This window comes from Halofilum ochraceum (assembly GCF_001614315.2).
Taxonomy (GTDB): domain Bacteria; phylum Pseudomonadota; class Gammaproteobacteria; order XJ16; family Halofilaceae; genus Halofilum; species Halofilum ochraceum.
Genome location: NZ_LVEG02000008.1, coordinates 82526 through 103566, shown reverse-complemented (window position 1 = coordinate 103566; position 21041 = coordinate 82526). Strand labels below are relative to the sequence as shown.

Sequence of the window (21041 nt, the reverse complement as noted above, 5' to 3'; positions counted from 1 at the left end):
GCGTGGAACACGGGTACGGAGGTGAACGCAGATGGAATACCGCACACAGGCGGCTCACGCCTTGCCCCTGAAGGCATTCGGCCTCGCCGTATCGCTTCTGATCCCCCTTACGGCGACGGCCGAGACAACACTTGAACGCGTCACCGCCGAGGACAGCATCCGGGTCGCAGTCGCCAACGAGCAGCCGTACGGCTACATCGACAGCGACGGCAACCTCACCGGCGAAGCGCCGACCGTCGCCCGCGAAATCCTGCGCCGAATCGATCCGGACATCCGCATGGAAGGCAAGGCGATGGACTGGAGCAGACTGATCCCATCCGTTCAGGACGGGGAGGTCGACGTGATCGCCGCCGGCATGTTCATTACGCCGGCACGCTGCAGGGAAGTCGCGTTCACGGATCCCACGTACGTGGTGGGTGAGTCATTCCTGGTTGATTCCGGCAATCCCGAGGAGATCACGGACTACCATTCGATCTCGAACAATCCCGACGCGAAGGTCGCGCTCGTGGCCGGTACGGTCGAGTACAACTACGCCATGCACGCCGGCATCCCCGCGGAACGCGCGATCCTGTACCGGGACTTCACGCGCGCGGTGGACGCGCTCGAAGCCGACAAAGTCGATGCGGTCGGCCTCACCTCGCTCACGGCCCGCTCTCTGGCGCGGCGCGTCGGCGACGGCCGCTTCGAGGCGACGCCGCAGTTCTATCCGGTGATCCACGGCGAAGAACAGAAAGGGTATGGGGCCTTCGCCTTCCGCAAGGGCGACGAAGCGATCGTTGAGGCCTTCAACCGGGAGATCGACGAATTCGTCGGCACCGACGAACACTGGGCCATGGTCGAGGAGTTCGGCTTCGCGCCGGACATGGAACCGGACATGACCGCCGAGGAGCTCTGCAAGAGCGACGCCTGATCCGCAGAGGCGCCCGACGGGGAGGACGTGTCGGGCGCCGCGCGAGGCCGTTCAGCCGTTGCTTCCCACCGTAAAGTCGGCCAGCAGGCGCCCGTACCCGGGCACCGGTCGCGAATAGCCGCTCGCCCGCAGCATCTCCCAGAGCATGGCCTGGTTACTGGTGACCACCGGCAGTCCGAGCCGCTGCTCAAGCGGCGCGATGGTGCTTACCGACCGCAGCGCGGTACAGCAGATAAATACGGCGTCCGCCCCCCTGGTGTCGAGATCGAGCGCCGCCCGTTCGATCGCCTCCGGCGGGACCGTCGACATCTGGATATCGGTATCGAGGCCGAAACTCCGCAACGTCGTCACCGATACACCGTTTCCTTCCAGATAATCCGCGACCAGTTCATTCACTTCATCGACATACGGCGTGAGCATGGCAATACGCTGCGCGCCAAGGGCGCGGAAGGCGGCCTCGGCACCGGTGATCGGGGTCGTAACGGCGACCCCCGGCCGTTGCGATTGGATCGTGGCCGCGACCCGGTCAAAACCGATCGCCACCGTCCCCGAGGTGCAGCCGTACGCGATCGCGTCCAGCGGCGTCCCCGGCAGCAGGAGTTCGCAGGAGGCGGCCAACCCATCCGCCATCGCGCGCAGCGATCCGACGTCGCACTGACCATCGTGGCGCGTACGGGTCGCAAAGAGATCGACATCATCGGGCGGCAGCATCCGATGGAGCTCGCTCTCGGAGACGTGGTCCGTCGCCAGGGCGACCAGACCGAAACGCAGTCGTGCGGCGACCGGTTCGGGCTCCCAGTCGATCGTGACGCGCCCGAACCGGGGCATCGTATTCGCCAGCGAGGGATTCGACATCGCAGCCACCTCGGATCGCCAATCAGTCAGAGAGCGTCAGTGTACGCCGACATCGGGCGCATTTGCAGCGCCCCCCACCCCTGGATCCGGTGTCAGATGCGGTGCTGGCGGCGCAGATGCGTCAGAAGGCTGTCAGCGCCGGCCTCGACCAGGTCGAGCACTTCCTCGAAGCCGTTCATGGCGCCGTAGTACGGGTCGGGCACCTCACGGCCGGCCAGATCCGGGGAATAATCGAGGAACAACCCGATCTCCGCGCGCGCACTACCGCCCGATCCGAGCCGATCGAGAATTGCCAGGTTATCCCGATCCATCGCAAGGACATAGTCGAAGCGATGGAAATCCGCGGCCTCGACCTGGCGTGCCCGCAGATCGTCGAATTCATACCCGCGGTCGCGGGCGGCTTCGAGTGCGCGCCGATCCGGACCATGGCCGACGTGATAGTCGTGGGTGCCAGCGGACTCCACGAGGACCCGATCCAGCAGATCGGCCTCGGCGAGTCGACGCCGGAACACGCCATGGGCGGTGGGTGACCGGCAGATATTCCCCATGCACACCAGCAGGATGGCGATTTCCGGTTGATTGTCCATCGGTTACGCTCGCATCTACAGAATCGGATAATGCGCCGTGAATCGTAATTGAGCCTAGCAGAATCGAGCCCTTGGCAGGGAGTGGTTCGCGTTCTGGAAACGGCTGCCCAACGCCGCTCGCTGCCGTGGGCGGTTATCATCCTCCTCGACATCGGGAAACGGGACGCAAGGCATGCTTGAACAATTCGAACGCTACCCGCTCACTTTCGGGCCCAGCCCAATCGAACGCCTCGACCGCCTCAGCGAGCAACTCGGCGGTGCGGTGGAAATCCACGCCAAACGGGAGGACTGCAATTCCGGACTCGCGTTCGGCGGCAACAAGATCCGCAAACTCGAGTACCTTGTTCCCGACATTCTGAGACAGGGGGCCGACACGCTCGTCACCGTCGGCGGGATCCAGTCGAATCACACCCGCCAGGTTGCCGCGGTCGCCGCGAAGCTCGGTCTTCGCTGTCGCCTGGTTCAGGAGAGCTGGGTGCCGTTCCCCGACGCAGTCTACGACCGTGTCGGCAATATCCTCATGTCCCGCGTCATGGGCGCCGAGATCGAGCTGGTCGATCGCGGGTTCGATATCGGAATCCGCGAGAGCTGGGAACAGGCGCTGGACAATGTACGCGCCGGCGGCGGGACGCCCTACCCGATCCCCGCCGGCGCATCGGTGCACGAACTCGGCGGTCTCGGCTACGTGGGCTTCGCCGAGGAAGTCCGCCAGCAGGAACGGGAGATGGGTCTGCGCTTCGACTACATCGTCGTCTGCACGGTGACCGGATCGACGCATGCCGGCATGGTGGTCGGATTCGCCGCGGACGATCGCGCCCGGAATGTGATCGGTATCGATGCCTCCGCGACGCCGGAGAAAACCGAAAATCAGGTGCGATCGATCGCCGACCGGACCGCTGATCTGGTCGGACTGGAACGCCCTATCGAGAAAGACGAAGTGGTTCTCAACCGGGACTACGCCTACCCCGTCTATGGCGTGCCGTCAGAGGAGACCAGCGATGCCATCCGCCTTTGCGCCCGTCTCGAGGGGATGATGACGGACCCGGTCTACGAGGGGAAATCGATGCAGGGGCTGATCGATCTGGTGCGGAAAGGGTACTTCCCTGAAGGATCAAGGGTTCTGTACGCGCACCTTGGTGGTGTCCCCGCGATCAACGGGTACAGTTATCTGTATCGGAATGGGTAGGTTGGCTGAATGAAAAACCCCGCTGAAGGCGGGGTTTTTTTCGTTTATATGGCGGAGGGGGTGGGATAGATGGCCGCCATCCATGGCGGCCACCCCTTCGGGGCGCCTCCCTTCGGTCGGCGTCCCGATCGGCTTTCCTGCCGATTGGTCGAACCCCAGGGTCGGTTCGTCCACGCACCCCGCACCGCATAAACAAAAAACCCCGCCGCGGGCGGGGTTTTTTGTTTATATGGCGGAGGGGGTGGGATTCGAACCCACGGAAGGCGTAAACCTTCGGCGGTTTTCAAGACCGCTGCAATCGACCACTCTGCCACCCCTCCGGTCTGGTGGGCTCCGGCCGGCCGCGAGCGGTGTGTCCGCACACCTGCCGCATGCAACCGTCCGCCTACCGGGCGCGAATACTAGCGCATTGGGGTGCCTCGGCGAAAATGGACCTTCGAAGCACGCCATGGCTCGCCCTCACGGGCGTTTCCCGGCTAAACCACTTGTAAGTTGACGTCCGCGTCACTACCTGTCGAAATAGCGGGGTCAGAAGGGATCGTGCGGGGCGATTGCGCCTCGTGGGAGCGATCTCCGTGTCCATTGGAGGAGTGAAATGAATCAGGATCGTGTCCTGCACGGCCGTACCGAAGCGGGTGTACTTTCCACCAACCGGGTACTGCGCAACACGTACATGCTGCTGTCGATGACGCTGCTGTTCAGCGCCATGACGGCGGGCCTGGCGATGGCCCTGAACGTGGGCCAGGGTGCCGGGCTCATCTGCACGCTGGCGAGTCTCGGCCTGCTGTGGTTCGTGCTCCCCAGGTTCGCGAATTCGGCGGCGGGCATCGGCGTCGTCTTCGGCGTGACCGGCCTGCTCGGCTTCGGGCTGGGGCCCGTGCTCAGCTACTACCTTGCCGCCCTGTCGAACGGTGGCCAGCTCGTGATGACCGCGCTTGGCGGGACGGGGATCATTTTCCTCGGTCTGTCAGCCTACGCGCTCGTCTCGAAGCGTGATTTCAGCTTCCTCGGCGGGTTCCTGTTCGTCGGCATTCTGGTCGCGTTCCTCGCCGGCATCGGCGCGGCGATCTTCGGGTTGTCGACGCTGTCGCTGGTGGTCTCGGCGATGTTCATCCTCCTGATGTCGGGGATGATCCTGTACCAGACCAGCGCGATCATCCATGGCGGCGAGACGAACTACATCATGGCGACCGTGACGCTCTACATCGCCATCTACAACCTCTTCCTCAGCCTGCTGCAGCTGCTGGCGGCTTTCGCCGGCGAGCGCTGATCGGCAAGCCGATTCAGAGGCGGTAACCGCAGTACCGAGCCCCGCCCAGTGCGGGGCTCGCTTTTTCCGGGAATCCGATATGACCCTGTGGATGCAGATCGCTCTGGGCGCCATGGCACTGGTCGCCCTGTTCTACTTCGGCCCCAAGGCCGGCGAGGCGGTCAAGAACAGCCCGAAAGGCTCGGCCAGCGACTGGCTCGGCGCCCTGTTGCCGATCGGCGGCGTGGTGCTGTTCGTGCTGCTGCTGATCTGGCTGGCGCAGTCCTGATGGGGCATGCCACCGGGGCCTGAATCGTGGGCCGGCATTACCGCCCCGGCCCCGGGCGTGCACCGACGCTACCTGCTCACTCCGTAAGTACTTCCATGCCACCGATATAGGGCTGCAGCGCGGCCGGTATCCGGATCGAGCCATCGGCCTGCTGCCCGTTTTCGACCACGGCGACCAGCGCCCGGCCCACCGCGAGCCCGGACCCATTGAGCGTGTGCAGGTACTCGGGCTTTTTCGTCTCGGGGTTGCGCCACCGCGCGCCCATGCGGCGGGCCTGGAAATCGAGGAAATTCGAGCAGGACGAGATTTCCCGGTATTTCTGCTGCCCCGGCAGCCAGACCTCGAGGTCATAGGTCTTGGCGGCCGAGAAACCGAGATCCCCGGTGCAGAGCGTCACGACCCGGTAGGGCAACTCCAGTCGCTGCAGAATCGTCTCCGCGTGGCCCGTCAGCGCCTCCAGCGCATCCCAGGACTCCCCGGGCGCCACCAGCTGCACCAGTTCCACCTTCTCGAACTGGTGCTGACGGATGAGACCGCGCGTGTCCTTGCCGTAGCTCCCCGCCTCGGAGCGGAAACACGGGGTGTGGGCGGTATATTTCAACGGCATGTCGGCCGCCTCGATGATCTGCTCGCGGGCGAGATTCGTTACCGGCACTTCCGCCGTGGGCACGAGGTAGAACCGCGGGTCCGTCGCGGTCGCGAACAGGTCATCCTCGAACTTGGGCAGTTGGCCCGTTCCCCGCGCGCTGTCGGCGTTCACCATGTACGGCACGTAGACCTCACGGTAGCCGTGCTCACGGGTCTGGATATCGAGCATGAACTGGATCAACGCCCGGTGCAGCCGTGCCATGGCCCCCCGCATGACGACAAAACGCGAGCCGGCGACCCGGGTCGCGGCCTCGAAATCCATCCACCCGTGCGGCGCCCCGAGATCGACGTGGTCGCGCGGGGTGAAATCGAATTCGGGCTGCTGGCCCCAGCGGCGGATCTCTTCGTTGTCCTCGTCGTCCTCGCCCTGGGGAACACTCGCCTCGGGGACGTTCGGCACCCCCATCAACAGCTCGTCGAGTTCCGCCTGAACGCTGTCGAATTCGGTCTCGGCGGCTTTCAGCTGATCGCCGAGATCGGCGACCTCGGCCTTGAGGGGTTCGATGTCCTCGCCCCGCGCCTTGGCCTGACCGATCGCTTTGGAGCGTTCGTTGCGCTGCGACTGGAGTTCCTGTGTGTGCGTCTGCAGGACCTTGCGCCGCTCCTCGAGACGGGAGAAACGCGCGGTGTCCAGTTCAAAGCCCCGCCGGGCCAGCTGCGCGGCGATATTCTCCAGGTCGTTGCGCAGGCGTTTCGGGTCGAGCATATCGGACTCCATCCTCCAGCGATGATTGATTTCGGCCACCCTGGCCGAGGCGCGTTCGTGACAATGATTATCAGACGAGGCTTTTTCAGAAGACCATCCTCAGGTGATGATCTGCCGCCCGATCAGCATACCCGCGAGCGCGGCGGTTACACAGGCGCCGACGCTTGCAAGCACGTATACGGACGCGCGCAGCGGTGCGTCATTCTGGACCAGGTTCACGGTCTCGACGGCGAAGGTCGAGAAGGTGGTGAACGCACCGAGGAACCCGACCAGGAGACCCAATCGCAGGGCCGGTCCCGGATCGAAACGCTCGACGAAAAGCAGCACCAGCAACCCCATCGCGAACGAGCCCAGCACATTGACGCTCAGCGTCCCCCAGGGGAACTGGAAATCGCGCCCCAGCCAGCGCTGCACCCCGGTCGCCATCAGCCAACGCGAAACGGCACCGGCCGCACCACCCAACGCGATCGCGATCCAGGTCTGCACGTTCCTGCGCTCAACCGTGTCCGGAGAATTCGGCGAAGCCCCTCACGAAACCCTCCACACGCTCGCGCATGTCATTGTCCACAAGGCGCCCGTCGTCCCCCATCAACTCCCCCGCCGCGGGGAGATAGAGTTGACCGCCATTCCAGAGGCGGACGCCCAGCGCCCGCAGGGTCGGCAACCACGCGTACTGGGCGGCACGCGAACCGCCCCGCCCCGCGGAGGCGCCGCACAGGGCCAGCGGGCGGTCGCCGAACACGCGTTTGATGTCCGCCGGCGGCCGCGATAGCCAGTCGACGGTATTCTTGAGCACACCGGGCACGCCCTGGTTGTATTCGGGCGTCACCAGGATCATGCCGTCGGCGGACATGATCCGCTCCTTGAGGACCTCGACCGCCTCGGGGAGACCCTCCGCGGCCTCGAGATCGGCGTCATACAGGGGCACCCCGGCCGGCGTGAATACCTCGACGGATACTCCGGCTGGCGCGAGTTCGGCGAACGCGTTGGCCAGCGCCGTGTTGAAGGATTCGCGGCGAAGACTGCCGGAAAGCGCGACGAGCTGCGTCATTGGAAATCCCGATCGGCGAATGGGCCACGGGATTATAACTGACCGTGGAGACACTCCGGGAAAACACGGGGACAGTGAACGCACGGGCTCTGGTCTTGTCAGATGTTCGAGAGCCTGATAAACCCATTGTACCGCCACCCCGGCGACTGCACCCGGACCCCACGATGCAACGACTCCGCGCCATCACCGCGCTTGTTCTGGGCGCCGCCCTGTCCGGCTGCGCCAGCACGCCGGAGCAACTCCGTGGCGGCTACACGGGGCCCGAGCCGGCGGAGGCCACCGAGGAGGATATCGGCACCGCCGTGCGCTGGGGCGGGCGCCTGCTGGAGGTCCAGCCACAGCGCGACCGGACCTGCTTCGAGATCCTCGCCCGTGAACTGGATGATGTCGCCCGCCCGGTCGAGAGCAGCACGCGCCCGGGCCGCCGGTTCCTGGCCTGCCGGGAAGGATTCGCCGACCCGGCCTCTTATCCGGCCGAATCCGATATAACGGTAGTCGGCGAAATAAGCGGCTTCGAGACCCGGGCGATCGGAGAATACGACTACCGCTACCCTGTCCTGGGGCTCGACGCCGCACACATCTGGCCGGAACGGCGGGTGGTCGATCCGAGCCCGCTGCCCCCGCCGCGCTGGTGGTACGACCCGTACTGGCGGTATTACCCCTACCCGTGACCCCAAAATGCTGATCGCACGGGCGCGCGTGTGTCAGCGGAACAGGGGGACCTGCCGCCACCGGAAGAACGGGATCAGAACCATCCCCGCTACGAATCCGCCGATGTGCGCCATGAACGCGACGCCGCCGCCGCCACCGGTGCCGGCCATCATCTGCTGGAACAGCTGCAGCCCGAACCAGAGCGCGAGCACGATCAACGCGGGCAGATGCACGATCTGCGTCAGGAAACCCAGCGGGATCACGACCAGCACCTTCGCTTTGGGATGCAGCAGCAGATAGGCGCCGAGCACGCCGGAGATCGCACCGGACGCGCCCACCATGGGGATTTCCGACGCCGGATCCAGCGCGAGCTGGGCCATGGCGGCGGCGATCCCGCAGACGATGTAGAACACCACGAACCGGCTGTGTCCCATCGCATCCTCGACGTTGTCCGCGAAGATCCACAGATACAGCATGTTGCCGATGAGATGCATCCAGCCACCATGCATGAACATGGAGGTCAGCACCGTGGCCGCCGGCGGCACCACGGCCATCCCCGGCGGCAGCGAGGCCTGGCCGCTGAGCACCGCCGGGATCATGCCGAAGCTGTAGATCACGCGCTGGCCCGCCTCGGGACCGAGGCTGAACTGCCACAGGAAAACCGCCACGCAGGCGACCAGGATCGCAATGCTCACCACGGGCGTGATACGGGTCGGATTGTCGTCTTTGAGCGGGATCATCGGTCATCCGCGGGGCACGGGCGGCGCGCAAAGTATGCGTGAAAACGCTGGGCTCGCGAAGGCCCGAAAAAAGCACATTCCCCCTTGTAAACGAGCCGTGAAGAACCATAATTAGCGCTCCCTGGCGGTCCTCGCCGGTCTTCGCTTCACGCATCCACGACACACGGGATTTCCTGAAAAATGAGCCGTCGCGTCGCTCTCCCCCTGCTTGCGTCGGGCCTCGCCCTGCTGACGCTGGCCGCGACCATCATCCCGTTCGAGGCCGATGCGCTCGGGCTCGCGGAACGGCCCACCTGGGACCGTCTCGTGGCGCTCCAGTCCCCCGTGATCGCGACCGTGGTGCTCGCCGTCATTGCCGGCTTCGCGTGCTGGCGTGCGCCGCGAGGACCGATCGCACCGATCCTGCTGGCGATGGCACTCGGCGCGCTGGGCGGTACAGCCACGCTGGTGGCCATGCCGGAGGTCGTTGGCAAGGCGCCGGCACGACTCGCCGCCAATATGTACTGAGCCCTCGGGAGCGCGCCGGTGCACAGCGGCACTGGCATGAATAACTGTATTTTTGTACAGTTATCGTATGGACACGTCCAAACGCACCTGGCAGAAAGGCCGTGGCGCCCTCTCCGCGCCCGCCGGACGATTCGAGTCCGTGGTCACCGAGTCGATCGACGACGGCTGGGGCAATCTCGATGAGCCCGTTCCCGCTCTCGAGACCACGGTCGGCGTGGACCGGGCACGTAGCGTCATCGCCTGGAACGAATCCCCCGACGTCCCGTTCGACCGGTCGATCAATCCGTATCGTGGCTGCGAACACGGCTGCATCTACTGCTTCGCCCGGCCGAGCCACGCCTGGTACGGCCTGTCACCAGGCCAGGACTTCGAGACGCAACTGTTCTACAAACAAGACGCCGCACGCCTTCTCGAGGAGGAGATCCGCTCCCCGACCTATGAGCCGGCGCCGATCACACTGGGCGCGAATACCGATCCGTACCAGCCGATCGAGCGCTCATACCGGGTCACGCGCGGACTGCTCGAAGTGCTCGCAGAGTACCGGCATCCCGTCAGCATCATCACCAAAGGCTCACTGGTCGAGCGCGACCTCGATGTCCTGCAGGAACTCGCCCGCTGCAATGCCGTCTCGGTCATGGTCAGTCTGACCAGCATGGATGCCGGACTGAAGCGCCTGCTGGAACCCCGCGCCGCGGCACCGGCGCGCCGACTGCGTACGATCGAACGCCTCAGTGACGCGGGCATTCCGGTCGGGACCCTGATCGCACCGGTGATCCCGGCACTCACCGATCATGAGCTGGAGCATCTGCTGCAGGCCGCGGCCGACGCCGGCGTCCGTTCCGCCGGCTACGTCCTGTTACGTCTCCCGCATGAAGTGGAGCCGCTGTTCACCGAGTGGCTGCGTGCCCATTACCCCGATCGCGCGGATCGGATCCTGAATCACCTGCGTGATGCGCACGGCGGCAATTGCTACGACGCATCGTTCGGGCACCGCATGCGCGGGAGCGGTGCCTGGGCGGATCTGCTCCGGCGCCGTTTCGGGGTCGCCTGCCGACGCGCCGGTATCGACCCCTCGCGGCGTATCAACCTGTCCTCGGAAGACTTCCGGCGGCCGCCGCGGCCGGGTGACCAGACGGAACTGTTCTGATTACGGCGAACGCCGGGCACCGGCTGCCACGACGCTCAGAGATAGGGTGAAAACAGCCAGCAGGCGGAATCGCGTACCCGCGTCGCCAGTGGCCGCTCATCCACTTCCGACTGCAGAACGGCCGTCGAACGCGCGGCCACCCGGTCGCAATGATCGGCCAGCAGCCCCGCCGTGGCATCGCAGAATATTTCCGTGGCGAGCTCGAAGTTGAGACGCAGGCTGCGCGGATCGATATTCGCGGATCCGATGATCGCGTAGTGCCGGTCGATCACGAACAGCTTCGAGTGCACGAACGGGGCCGGCTGATAACGGATATCCACCCCGAACGCCAGCAGCTCGCCGAGCATGTTGCGCGTGGCCCAGTCGACGAAGCGCAGATTGCTGCGGGCGGGCAGGAGGACGCGCACATGGACGCCGCGCAGGGCGGCCGTCTGCATGGCGGCGATCAGCGCCGGCGGGGGAATGAAATACGGCGTCATGATGTCCACACGGTCCGTCGCGCTGCTCACGGCGCCATTGAGGACCAGCGCCATGGTATCGAGATCCTCGTTGGGTCCATCGGTAAATGCGCGGCATACCGAGGGCCCCTCCGGCTCCCTGCCATCCATGGGCGTGGGCTCCAGGACTTCCCCGGTCACGAACCGCCAATCTTCCGCGAACACCGTCTCGATCTGGTTGACCACGGGCCCACCGAGGCGGAAATGCAGATCGATGACGGGATTACGCGTCGCACCGGCGCCGAGCAGGTGTCGATCGCCGATATTCATGCCGCCAATGAACGCGGTCTCGCCATCCACCACCAGGATCTTGCGGTGGTTGCGCAGATTGATATCGAGCCGTGGCGGCCAGAGGCTTGGGCGCATGAAGCGTTCGGTACGCACCCCGCGCTCGCGCAGCAGCTGCCCCGCCCAGGGCAGCGCGTACAGTTCGCCCACGCCGTCAATCAGCACCCGTACATCGACGCCGCGTCTTTCGGCGTTGGCCAGCGCGTCGATAAACCAGCGCCCGCTCGCGTTCGTCTCGAAGATATACGTGGAGAGGAATACGCGCTCGCGCGCCTGATCGATGGCCTCGAGCATCGCCGGATAGGCGGCCTCGCCATTATGCAGCGGCTCGACCCGATTGCCGTTCACCAGCGGGCGTCGCGTGAGCGCCCCGGAGACCCGTGCCAGAACACGCCACTTCGGCGCCACGCTGTCGGTGGCGACGACCGAGCGACGCGAGCCGTATTCGCCGCGTTCATAGCCGACACCGAGCCGGAAGGGCGCGTCGCGGATCATCCGCTGGGCACGCGTGTGGACGCGGTTCACGCCGAACAGGAAATACAGCACGGGCCCGGCCACGGGGAACACCACGCACATGCCGATCCAGCCCAGGGCCGACCGCGAATCGCGCTTGAACACCAGCGCGTGCCCGGCGCCGAGGACCGCGAGGGTCGCATGGAGCAGTACAATCAGCGTGGCGAGCATCCCGGGTCTCCGTCGCGTCGGCCTGTACCCTACGCAAGCCGGACGTTCAGGCCAATGATCCATGTCGCTGGCGCGATTCCGGCGGCGTGCAGCCGCAAGTGATGAACACCTGGAACGCCCGTCGGCCCGTTTGTCGGTATCCTCTTCGGCATCCACGGATCCGCCCGGATATTGATACGCTGGTGGGCCATTGCCCGCCAGGGTTGCGGTCCACCGCAACGGAGTCGAGCACAGTGCCCGAGTGCGCCGGAGACATGCCGCGATGACCAATGCAACGCAGCCCACCCCGGGTGACTGGTCGGATCTGCGTGCGCGCATCGCCGGCTGGGCGCGCGAACTCGGCTTCGGTGGCTTTGGCGTCACCGACGTCGACCTGTCGGCGATCGAGCCGCGTCTGCGGGCATGGCTCGAAGAAGGCCGGCATGGCGCCATGGACTGGATGGAGCGCCATGGGACGAAACGGACCCGGCCCGCGGAACTGGTGCCGGGCACCATACGGGTACTGAGCGTATCGATGGACTACTGGCCGCCGGACAGCGAGTCCGCAAAGGGCACGCTGAAGGATCCGGACAAGGCCTACATATCGCGTTACGCGCTCGGCCGCGATTACCACAAGCTCATGCGCAACCGCCTGCAGAAGCTGGCGCGGCGGATCGAAGACGAGGTCGGTCCGTTCGGCTATCGCGCGTTCGTCGACAGTGCCCCGGTCATGGAGAAACCGCTGGCGCAAAAGGCCGGCCTGGCTACGCAGGGCAAGCACACCTGTGCGATCGATCCGGAACGCGGCTCGTATTTCTTCCTGGGCGAGCTGTACACCGATCTGCCACTGCCAGTGGACGAGCCGGCGCGGGAAGATGTGTGCGGCGGCTGTCGCGCCTGCATCAACGCCTGCCCGACCGGTGCGATCACCGCGCCGTACCAGCTCGATGCGCGTCTGTGCATCTCCTATCAGACGATCGAGAATCCCGGCTCGATTCCGGAATCCCTGCGGCCGCTGATGGGTAATCGGGTCTACGGCTGCGATGACTGCCAGCTGGTCTGCCCCTGGAACCGTTACGCAACCGACGCCGCTGAACAGGATTTCCGGGCCCGCAACGGCCTCGATTCACCGGACCCCGTATGGCTGTTTTCCTGGTCCGAGGAAGAATTCCTGCGGCGTTTCGAGGGCTCGCCCGTGCGCCGTCTCGGGCACGCGCTGTGGCTGCGCAACGTCGCGGTCGCGCTCGGCAATGCGCCAACGTCCGAGCGCATCGTCGATGCACTGCGCACCCGTCAGGACCACCCGGATCCGATCGTTCGGGAACACGTCGAGTGGGCGCTTCGGCGGCACCACGCGGCCTGACCGGCGGCGCCGGTGACACCCATGTTCGACGTCCTGCTGCGCATGGCCGCGCTGATCGCCCTCGGCGTCGCCTGGCGGATCGTCCGACCCGGCGGCCTCGACGGTGATACGCTGCGCGCGGCCATCGCCACACTTGTCTATTACCTGCTGCTGCCGGCGCTGGTACTGCAGATCCTTTGGTCGGCGCCGCTGGGGCTCGACTCGGTCCGGATCGCACTGACCGGCGTCGTCGTGGTGATCGCCGGATGGGCACTGGGCCTGCTCGCCGCCCACCGCCTGCAACTGACCCCCGCGCGCACCGGCGCCCTGCTTCTTGCCGCCGCCTTCCCGAACGCCACCTACATGGGCCTGCCGGCACTCGACGCCGCGCTCGGTCCGATCGGCGCCGGCATCGCGATCCAGTTCGACTACTTCGCCTGCACCCCGATCCTGCTGACCTTCGGCGTCGTCATGGCCCAGCGCTACGGCTCGGGCGGCGACTCGGTCCCGGCCTGGCTGCGGCTGGCCCGCGTCCCGCCGTTCTGGGCGGCGGTCGCCGGCGTCACGCTGAACGCGCTGGGGATCGCGCTGCCGGAGGCCCTCGCAGGGTTGCTGGACACGCTCGGTGCCGGGGTCGTGCCGCTGATGCTGCTGGCGCTGGGCATGAGCCTGTCCTGGCAGGCCCTGGACCGGGGTACGGCGTGGGCGATCGTGCCCGTGCTGGCCATCCAGCTGGCCATTCAGCCCCTGATCGCCCTGCTGTTGACCGACGCCATCGGCCTGACCGGCGACTACCGCACGGGGGCGATCCTGGAGGCGGCGATGCCGAGCATGGTCCTCGGCATCGTGCTCTGCGATCGCTACGGACTCGAGTCGCGCTACTACTCGCTGATCGTCACGATCTCGACCGCCTTGTCGCTCGCCACCCTGCCCGTCTGGCTCTACCTGCTCACCGGAACGTAAACGCCAGGCGTAATTGCGACCGGTGGTCAATCCGCGGCAGGCGGATCCCCGCGGGCAACGCCCGGCATCCACGGGATATCGGTAACGCCCGGCTCGTAGCCGAGCTGCTTGATCAGGGTCGTCAGCTGACCCCGGTGATGCGTCTGGTGATTGAACATATGGGTCACGAGGATCCAGGCGGGCACCACGCGGGTAATCCGGTCGATCCCGCTGGTGTATTCGAAGTCCGCCGCGAGCCATTCGGGATCGAGTCCCCGGGCCCAGCAGAGAATGCGATCGTCCATGGCCTCGCGTTCGCGGCGCAGCTCCGAGAAATCCTCGAACAGATCCTCGCCGATCGGTTTGAGGTCGAATCGCTCACCGGTGAACCGGCCCAGCCAGGCACGATCGCCGAACAGGAGGTGGTTGAGCGTGCCATGCACGGACCGGAAGAAGGCACCGAGATCGCGTCGACGCTCCGCGTCGGACATCTCCGCGCAGACCGCGTACAGCTTGCCGTTCATCCACGCATTGTAGCGGGCCATGAGTTCGTACTGCTGCGGCGTACTCATAGCGATTGCATCCCCCTGCCGGCACATGGATTACGGTTTCAGGCCTCCCGATTCCGTGCCCTCAGGTCGCGCAGGCGCTCCGCGATGCGCGCCTCGAGGCCGCGCTCGACCGGCTCGTAATAGACCGTTTCCCCCATCGCGTCGGGGAAGTACGTCGCACCGGCAGCGAAACCGTCCGGTTCGTCGTGGGCGTAGCGGTAGCCCTCACTCCAGCCGTGTTCCTTCATCAGCGCCGTCGGGGCATTGCGCAGATGCATGGGGACCTCGGCCGAGCCGGTCGATTTGGCGTCGCGCGTGGCGGCCTTGAAGGCCGTATACACCGCATTGCTCTTGGCGGCGCAGGCCATGTACACGATGGCCTGGGCGATGGTCAGATCGCCCTCCGGACTACCGAGGCGCTCATAGGTATCCCAGGCCTGCAGGCCGAGCTGCAGCGCCCGCGGATCGGCGTTGCCGATGTCCTCGGAGGCGAAGCGGACCACGCGGCGGCAGATATAGAGCGGGTCGCAGCCGCCGTCGACCATGCGGCAGAACCAGTACAGCGAGGCATCCGGATTGGATCCGCGCATCGCCTTGTGCAGGGCCGAGATCTGGTCGTAGAAATAGTCCCCGCCCTTGTCGAACCGTCGCAGGCTCTCGCGTGAGACCTGTTCGAGGATGTCGTCGGTGATCCGCCCGTCGCCCTCGCCCTCCGCGAGATCCGCGGCGATCTCGAGCAGCAGCAGGGCCCGACGGGCGTCGCCGTCGGCGGCCGCGGCCAGGCGATCGCGCTCGTCCTCGTCCATGGCGATACCGCGGCCGGCGAGACCACGCTCGGTGTCCTCCAGTGCACGATCGATCACGCCGCGGATATCCTCCGCCGTCAGCGCCTTGAGGATGTAGGTGCGCACGCGCGAGAGCAGCGCGTTGTTGAGTTCGAACGACGGATTCTCGGTGGTCGCGCCGATGAAGAAGACGGTGCCGTCCTCGACGTGCGGCAGGAAGGCATCCTGCTGCGCCTTGTTGAAGCGGTGCACCTCGTCGACGAAAAGGACGGTCGGACGGCCATCGTACTGGCGCACCTCGCGGGCCCGATCGATGGCCGCCCGAATATCCTTGACGCCGGAAAGGACGGCGGACACGGCGATGAACTCGGCGCCGCAGCGCGCGGCGATCATGCGGGCCAGCGTGGTCTTGCCCGTGCCGGGTGGCCCCCAGAAGACCATCGAGTGCAGCCGATCGTGCTCGATCGCCTCGCGCAGCGGGCTGCCGGCACCAAGGATGTGCTGCTGGCCCGCGAACTCATCGAGAGCGCGCGGGCGCATGCGATCGGCCAGCGGCCGGTAATCGGGCCCTTCCGCCGTGCCCTTGCGATCCTCACCGCCCGGACCGGTATCCAGCAGTGAGCCCTGGCGGTCCCCGGCCATATCAGCCGTCCCCGTTGATCCCGTCGGCGCCGGGCCCGATCACGTCGACGCCCTCGGGGGGCTCGAAGCGAAACCGCTCCGGCGATACGTCCGGGTTGAGCTCGACATTGTTGAACAGGATCTGGGTCGCCTGATCGAAGCGGTCGCGCAACTCCATGACCTTGAGCGAGCGGTCATCGAAGCCCAGGTAGATCTCATCGAAATCCGTATCGTCGACCTTCGGTCGCAGACGCACCCAGTAAAGGCCCTCGCGCTTGCCGAGATCGGTCAGGTTGAACTGCTCGGACAGCGGTTGCGAGTCCGAGAGCAGCATGATCGGCGCCGTACCCAGCGCACGCTCGGTTTCCTTGACCGTCACCTGTTCCAGATCGACATCATAGATCCACAGGCGCTCGCCATCGGCGACGATCATCTGCTGGTACGGCTCACGATACTCCCACCGGAACAGCCCGGGACGCTTCAGCCAGGCCAGCCCTTTGCTCTCGCGGATCGGCTCCTGGTCTTCGTCGTAGCGCGTCTGCACGAACCCCGCCGTGAACGACTCCAGTCCCTGGGTAAAGTCCTTCAGCCGCTCCAGCGCCTCCCCGGCCGACGCCGGCACCGCCAACAGACCGAGAAGCATGCCCAGAAGGCTCTTACGTATCGTCTTGATGCCCATTGGTTATCAGGGCTCCTTGCAATGGATCGAATGTGGTCGATTGATCCGGTGAAAATTCGGTATCTCGCCAAGACGCCAGGCGCGCCAAGGAAAGTCAAAGGCAGAATGCGTTCGTGACCGGGCATTCAGATGTATGTCACTCATCGGCCCAGCGTGATGCCCTGATTCTTCGTTCGACACTCAACGTGAACCTTTCTGCAGCCCGGGTTTTACACTCATTATCGCCTTTCTTGGCGCGCTCCGCGTCTTGGCGAGAGATTGCCTTTGACTTTCCCTGGCGCACCTGGCGTCTTGGCGAGAAAACGATTTTCACTGCCTTTCTAATCGCCCTCACTCCTTCGGCGGTGGCGGTGCAACCACCTCGCGGGCGCCGTTGGACTGGACGGGGGAGACGACGCCGGCGCTTTCCATTTCCTCGACGATGCGGGCGGCCCGGTTGTAGCCGATCTTGAGGCGGCGCTGGACGTAGGAGATCGATGCCTTGCGGCTCTCGGTCACGATCGCCACTGCTTCATCGTACAGCGCATCCGACTCGCCACCGTTATCGCCGCCGGATTCCCCAGGCAGCGTGCTGCCCGCTCCGGACTGCTCCTCGATAATGGATTCGTCGTACGTGGGCGGTCCGGCCTTTTTCAGGCTCTCGACCACGGCATGCACCTCGTGATCATCGACGAATGCGCCGTGCACGCGCTGCGGATAGCTGGTCCCGGCCGGTACGTACAGCATGTCGCCATTGCCGAGCAGCTGCTCGGCACCCTGCTGATCGAGGATGGTCCGCGAATCGACCCGCGAGGACACCTGGAAGGCCATCCGGGTCGGGATGTTGGCCTTGATCAGGCCCGTAATGACATCGACCGACGGGCGCTGGGTAGCCAGCAGCAGGTGGATCCCGGCGGCGCGCGCCTTCTGGGCGATCCGCGCGATGAGTTCCTCCACCTTCTTGCCGACCACCATCATCATGTCGGCGAACTCATCGATCACGACAACGATATAGGGCAGCGGCTCGAGCGTCGGTGCGGGTGCCTCCGGATCGGCCGCCTCTTCGGGCTTGTAGAACGGATCCTTGATGGGCTCGCCGGCGTCGATCGCCTCCTGCACCTTGCGGTTGAACCCGGCGATGTTGCGCACGTTCTGTGACGCCATCAGTTTGTAGCGCCGCTCCATCTCGGCGACACACCAGCGCAGGGCGTTGGCGGCCTCCTTCATGTCCGTCACCACCGGCGCGAGCAGATGCGGGATGCCTTCATAGGCATTCAGTTCCAGCATCTTCGGGTCGATCAGGATCAGGCGCACGTCCTTCGGCTGGGCCTTGTACAGCAGACTCAGCAGCATGGCGTTCACGGCGACCGACTTGCCGGAACCGGTCGTCCCCGCGACCAGCAGATGCGGCATCTTCTGCAGATCGGCGACCACCGGCTGACCGCTGATGTCCTGCCCCAGCGCCAGCGTCAGCGGCGACTTGGACTGATCGTATTCCTGCGAGCGCAGGACCTCGGAGAGCCGCACCATCTGCCGCTGTTCGTTCGGGATTTCGAGACCGACCGTGGACTTGCCCGGAATGACCTCGACGACGCGCACGCTGACCACCGACATCGAGCGCGCGAGGTCCTTGGAGAGATTCGTGATCGCGCTGACCTTGATGCCGGCGGCCGGCTGCAGCTCAAAGCGGGTAATGACCGGTCCGGGATGAACGGCGACCACCTCGGCCGTGATGTTGAAGTCATCGAGCTTGTGCTCCAGCAGCCGAGACATGGCCTCCAGCGATTCGTTCGAATAACCGCCTTTCTCATCCTTCGCCGAATCCAGCAGCGAGAGCGACGGCAGCTGCGAATCCGAGGGCGTCTCGAACAGCTGAATCTGTTTCTCTTTCTGGGCGCGCTTGCTCTCCTTCGGCGCCTCGACGACCGGCTCGATCCGCGGGGCCTTCTTACGCCGCGATTCGGTCTTGCGCGTCTCGCGGGCCACTTTCTGCTCGCGCTGCTGGCGCGCGCGCCGGGCCTGAAGGCGTTCGCGGATCGCGGCCGTGGCGCGCCGGAGCCACGCACCCAGCCAAAGCACGCCCCGGCCGAGCGCGTCCATCACGCCGAACCAGGAGATGCCGGTGAACAGCGTTACCGCCGCGAGCAGCAGCGCCAGCAGCAGCAGCGTACTGCCGAGCAGGCCGAGCACCCGGATCCCCTGAATCGAGATCACGCCGCCGAGGACGCCGCCCGCCTCGGCCCCGATCGGGAGCGTGCCCGGTGCCGCCGCGAAGTGCAGTGAAGCCAGCCCGCAGGCGGCCAGCAGCGTGAACAGGAAGCCGGCCCAGCGCAGCAGGTGGAAGCGGATCGCACCGGCCTCGTCCGCCGGCACACGGCCGCGGTACACGATCCATCCGCCCCAGGCGACCATGACCGGGATCAGGTACGCGATATAGCCGAACAGATAGAGAAAGATGTCCGCGAACCAGGCACCGGCGTGACCGCCGGCGTTCTGGACGGGGCCACCGGTGCCGGTATGCGACCAGCCGGGGTCCGCGGTATTGAAAGTCAGCAGGGAAAGCAGCAGATAGGCGGAGATCGCCAGCAGGAGGAAGAACGCCCCCTCACGGAGTCCTCGCTGGACATGGCGCACGATCGCCGGCGGGCCGTCGCTGCCGCGTTGCTTTTTGGCCTGCGCCAAACCGGAGTCCCCGTCGCCGGTCGACCCCCGCCCGTCGCGGTATGCGCTTTACCGGGTGGGGGCCGTCTCGTAACATTGCCGGCTTGCGGGCGAACGCCCGGCCGGCTTCTCGAACGGACGATTATACATGAGCGAAACCAGGCATTGCCGCCTACTGATTCTCGGATCGGGCCCGGCGGGCTATACCGCCGCGGTCTACGCGGCGCGCGCGAACCTCGAACCGGTCCTCGTCACCGGCATGGAGCCGGGTGGGCAGCTGACGACCACGACCGAGGTCGACAACTGGCCGGGCGACAACAACGACCTGCAGGGCCCCGAGCTCATGGAGCGGATGGGTGAGCACGCGAAACGGCTCGGCACGGAGGTCGTCAACGACCACATCCACAGCGCCGATCTGTCGGTCCGCCCGTTCCGTCTCGAGGGCGATGCGGGCGTCTACACCTGCGACGCACTGGTGATCGCGACCGGCGCCACCGCGCAGTACCTCGGGCTCGAATCGGAGAGCCGCTTCGCCGGCCGCGGGGTCTCGGCGTGCGCGACCTGTGACGGTTTCTTCTACCGCAACCAGGATGTGGCAGTGGTCGGCGGCGGCAACACGGCGGCCGAGGAGGCCCTCTACCTGGCCAACCTCGCCCGCCACGTGACCGTGGTGCACCGGCGCGACAAGCTGCGCGCGGAGGCGGTGCTGCAGGACCAGCTGTTCGAACTCGAAAACCAGGGCCGGCTGAGCTTCGAATGGAATAGTGAGGTCGAAGAAGTCCTCGGCGACCAGATGGGCGTCACGGGCCTGCGTCTGATCAACCGCCAGACCGGTGAACACAAGGAACTGACGGTGACCGGGATGTTCCTCGGCATCGGCCATATCCCGAACACCGGTCTGTTCGAGGGCCAGCTTGAGATGAAGGGCGGCTACATCATTGTCCAGAGCGGGCTGCATGGCAATGCGACCGCGACCAGCGTCCCGGGCGTTTTTGCCGCCGGCGACGTCGCCGACCATGTCTACCGCCAGGCGGTCACCTCGGCCGGCACCGGCTGCATGGCAGCCCTGGATGCCGAGCGTTACCTGCAGGAACAGGCGAGCGACCAGGCGGCTTAATCCGAGAGATCCCCCGGGCGCGGTTGCGAGATTCCATCCCCGGGGGTTCGGCTACGCTCCGGTTCCGGGTTCTCGCCAAGGCGCAAAGGGCGCCAAGGGACGCGAAGACTGACTGTAGGAGCGGCCTTGGCCGCGAACCGCCGTGAACTGGCGTTCCGGGTCGGGTATCCGTAAGCGGTTGACCGTTACGCGCCACCGCGATCGCATCTGCGCCCACAGCGGTCATGCTGAACCCGCGGGGCGTGGAAATCGGTTCGCGAGCAAGCTCGCTCCTACAGGTTGTTTCCTTCCTTTGCGCCTCTTGGCGCTCTCCGCGCCTTGGCGAGAACCATGGGACGGGTGTTCCACCGGCCTCAGAAGACCCAGAGGCTACCCGGTCGGTCCGATGCC

21 protein-coding genes and 1 tRNA gene are annotated in these 21041 nt (G+C 65.8%); 10 read left to right on the top strand and 12 right to left on the bottom strand.

All coding sequences use genetic code 11. From position 1 onward, the window contains the following. The first annotated feature begins 31 nt into the window (after positions 1-31). Positions 32-910: an ectoine/hydroxyectoine ABC transporter substrate-binding protein EhuB gene (gene ehuB, locus A0W70_RS09980; RefSeq protein ID WP_067562130.1), complete on the top strand. Its 879-nt coding sequence runs from the start codon at positions 32-34 to the stop codon at positions 908-910. Positions 911-961: 51 nt separating this feature from the next. Here ehuB and A0W70_RS09975 read toward each other — a convergent pair whose 3' ends face one another. After that, on the bottom strand, positions 962-1765 hold the full coding sequence (locus tag A0W70_RS09975; RefSeq protein WP_067562126.1) for a maleate cis-trans isomerase family protein: 804 nt from the start codon (positions 1763-1765) through the stop codon (positions 962-964). Between the two features lie 92 nt (positions 1766-1857). Beyond that, a complete protein-coding gene (locus tag A0W70_RS09970) occupies positions 1858-2352 on the bottom strand; it encodes a low molecular weight protein-tyrosine-phosphatase (protein WP_067562122.1) in 495 nt (164 codons plus the stop codon). A gap of 172 nt (positions 2353-2524) precedes the next feature. On the opposite strand from A0W70_RS09970, the gene A0W70_RS09965 reads away from it, so the two are divergent. Continuing rightward, positions 2525-3538: a 1-aminocyclopropane-1-carboxylate deaminase gene (locus A0W70_RS09965; RefSeq protein WP_067562119.1), complete on the top strand. Its 1014-nt coding sequence runs from the start codon at positions 2525-2527 to the stop codon at positions 3536-3538. 230 nt (positions 3539-3768) lie between these two features. On the opposite strand, the gene A0W70_RS09960 is transcribed toward A0W70_RS09965, so the two are convergent. Next, positions 3769-3858, bottom strand: a tRNA-Ser gene (locus tag A0W70_RS09960). Between the two features lie 275 nt (positions 3859-4133). Between A0W70_RS09960 and A0W70_RS09955 the strand changes: the two genes are divergently transcribed. Together A0W70_RS09955 and A0W70_RS09950 are read left to right on the top strand one after the other, a co-directional pair. Beyond that, positions 4134-4808, top strand: a complete 675-nt coding sequence (locus A0W70_RS09955) for a Bax inhibitor-1/YccA family protein (protein WP_067562114.1) — start codon at positions 4134-4136, stop codon at positions 4806-4808. A gap of 79 nt (positions 4809-4887) precedes the next feature. Beyond that, entirely contained in the window at positions 4888-5076 is a 189-nt protein-coding gene (locus tag A0W70_RS09950) for a hypothetical protein (RefSeq protein WP_067562111.1), read from the top strand. A gap of 76 nt (positions 5077-5152) precedes the next feature. Here A0W70_RS09950 and serS read toward each other — a convergent pair whose 3' ends face one another. From serS to A0W70_RS09935, 3 genes are all read right to left on the bottom strand, one after another. Continuing rightward, positions 5153-6430, bottom strand: a complete 1278-nt coding sequence (gene serS, locus A0W70_RS09945) for a serine--tRNA ligase (protein ID WP_067562107.1) — start codon at positions 6428-6430, stop codon at positions 5153-5155. A 99-nt stretch (positions 6431-6529) separates the two neighbouring features. After that, positions 6530-6916, bottom strand: coding sequence for a fluoride efflux transporter CrcB (gene crcB / locus A0W70_RS09940; protein WP_075109862.1), 387 nt, complete (start codon positions 6914-6916; stop codon positions 6530-6532). A 10-nt stretch (positions 6917-6926) separates the two neighbouring features. Further along, positions 6927-7481, bottom strand: coding sequence for an NADPH-dependent FMN reductase (locus A0W70_RS09935; protein ID WP_067562102.1), 555 nt, complete (start codon positions 7479-7481; stop codon positions 6927-6929). A 164-nt stretch (positions 7482-7645) separates the two neighbouring features. On the opposite strand from A0W70_RS09935, the gene A0W70_RS09930 reads away from it, so the two are divergent. After that, positions 7646-8152, top strand: coding sequence for a Slp family lipoprotein (locus tag A0W70_RS09930; RefSeq protein ID WP_067562099.1), 507 nt, complete (start codon positions 7646-7648; stop codon positions 8150-8152). Between the two features lie 33 nt (positions 8153-8185). On the opposite strand, the gene A0W70_RS09925 is transcribed toward A0W70_RS09930, so the two are convergent. Beyond that, positions 8186-8872, bottom strand: coding sequence for a rhomboid family intramembrane serine protease (locus A0W70_RS09925; RefSeq protein ID WP_067562096.1), 687 nt, complete (start codon positions 8870-8872; stop codon positions 8186-8188). A 180-nt stretch (positions 8873-9052) separates the two neighbouring features. On the opposite strand from A0W70_RS09925, the gene A0W70_RS09920 reads away from it, so the two are divergent. Beyond that, on the top strand, positions 9053-9379 hold the full coding sequence (locus tag A0W70_RS09920; protein ID WP_067562093.1) for a hypothetical protein: 327 nt from the start codon (positions 9053-9055) through the stop codon (positions 9377-9379). A 67-nt stretch (positions 9380-9446) separates the two neighbouring features. Then, on the top strand, positions 9447-10526 hold the full coding sequence (locus A0W70_RS09915; protein ID WP_067562088.1) for a PA0069 family radical SAM protein: 1080 nt from the start codon (positions 9447-9449) through the stop codon (positions 10524-10526). 35 nt (positions 10527-10561) lie between these two features. Here the strand turns inward: A0W70_RS09915 and A0W70_RS09910 are convergent, their stop codons facing one another. Next, positions 10562-11995 carry a phospholipase D-like domain-containing protein gene (locus tag A0W70_RS09910; RefSeq protein ID WP_067562085.1) on the bottom strand — a complete coding sequence of 478 codons (1434 nt, stop codon included), beginning with the start codon at positions 11993-11995 and terminating at the stop codon, positions 10562-10564. Between the two features lie 262 nt (positions 11996-12257). On the opposite strand from A0W70_RS09910, the gene queG reads away from it, so the two are divergent. Both queG and A0W70_RS09900 read left to right on the top strand, forming a co-directional pair. Then, positions 12258-13337, top strand: a complete 1080-nt coding sequence (gene queG, locus A0W70_RS09905; protein ID WP_067562082.1) for a tRNA epoxyqueuosine(34) reductase QueG — start codon at positions 12258-12260, stop codon at positions 13335-13337. A gap of 21 nt (positions 13338-13358) precedes the next feature. Continuing rightward, positions 13359-14279, top strand: a complete 921-nt coding sequence (locus A0W70_RS09900) for an AEC family transporter (RefSeq protein WP_067562078.1) — start codon at positions 13359-13361, stop codon at positions 14277-14279. A 26-nt stretch (positions 14280-14305) separates the two neighbouring features. Here the strand turns inward: A0W70_RS09900 and A0W70_RS09895 are convergent, their stop codons facing one another. From A0W70_RS09895 to A0W70_RS09880, 4 genes are all read right to left on the bottom strand, one after another. Next, positions 14306-14830, bottom strand: a complete 525-nt coding sequence (locus A0W70_RS09895; protein WP_067562074.1) for a DinB family protein — start codon at positions 14828-14830, stop codon at positions 14306-14308. Between the two features lie 38 nt (positions 14831-14868). Next, positions 14869-16236, bottom strand: a complete 1368-nt coding sequence (locus A0W70_RS09890; protein ID WP_083330927.1) for a replication-associated recombination protein A — start codon at positions 16234-16236, stop codon at positions 14869-14871. Between the two features lies 1 nt (position 16237). After that, on the bottom strand, positions 16238-16894 hold the full coding sequence (lolA, locus tag A0W70_RS09885; protein ID WP_067562070.1) for an outer membrane lipoprotein periplasmic chaperone LolA: 657 nt from the start codon (positions 16892-16894) through the stop codon (positions 16238-16240). A 330-nt stretch (positions 16895-17224) separates the two neighbouring features. After that, positions 17225-19555, bottom strand: coding sequence for a DNA translocase FtsK (locus A0W70_RS09880; RefSeq protein ID WP_067562066.1), 2331 nt, complete (start codon positions 19553-19555; stop codon positions 17225-17227). A 127-nt stretch (positions 19556-19682) separates the two neighbouring features. Between A0W70_RS09880 and trxB the strand changes: the two genes are divergently transcribed. Further along, positions 19683-20651: a thioredoxin-disulfide reductase gene (gene trxB / locus A0W70_RS09875; protein ID WP_067562062.1), complete on the top strand. Its 969-nt coding sequence runs from the start codon at positions 19683-19685 to the stop codon at positions 20649-20651. Positions 20652-21041 lie beyond the last annotated feature (390 nt).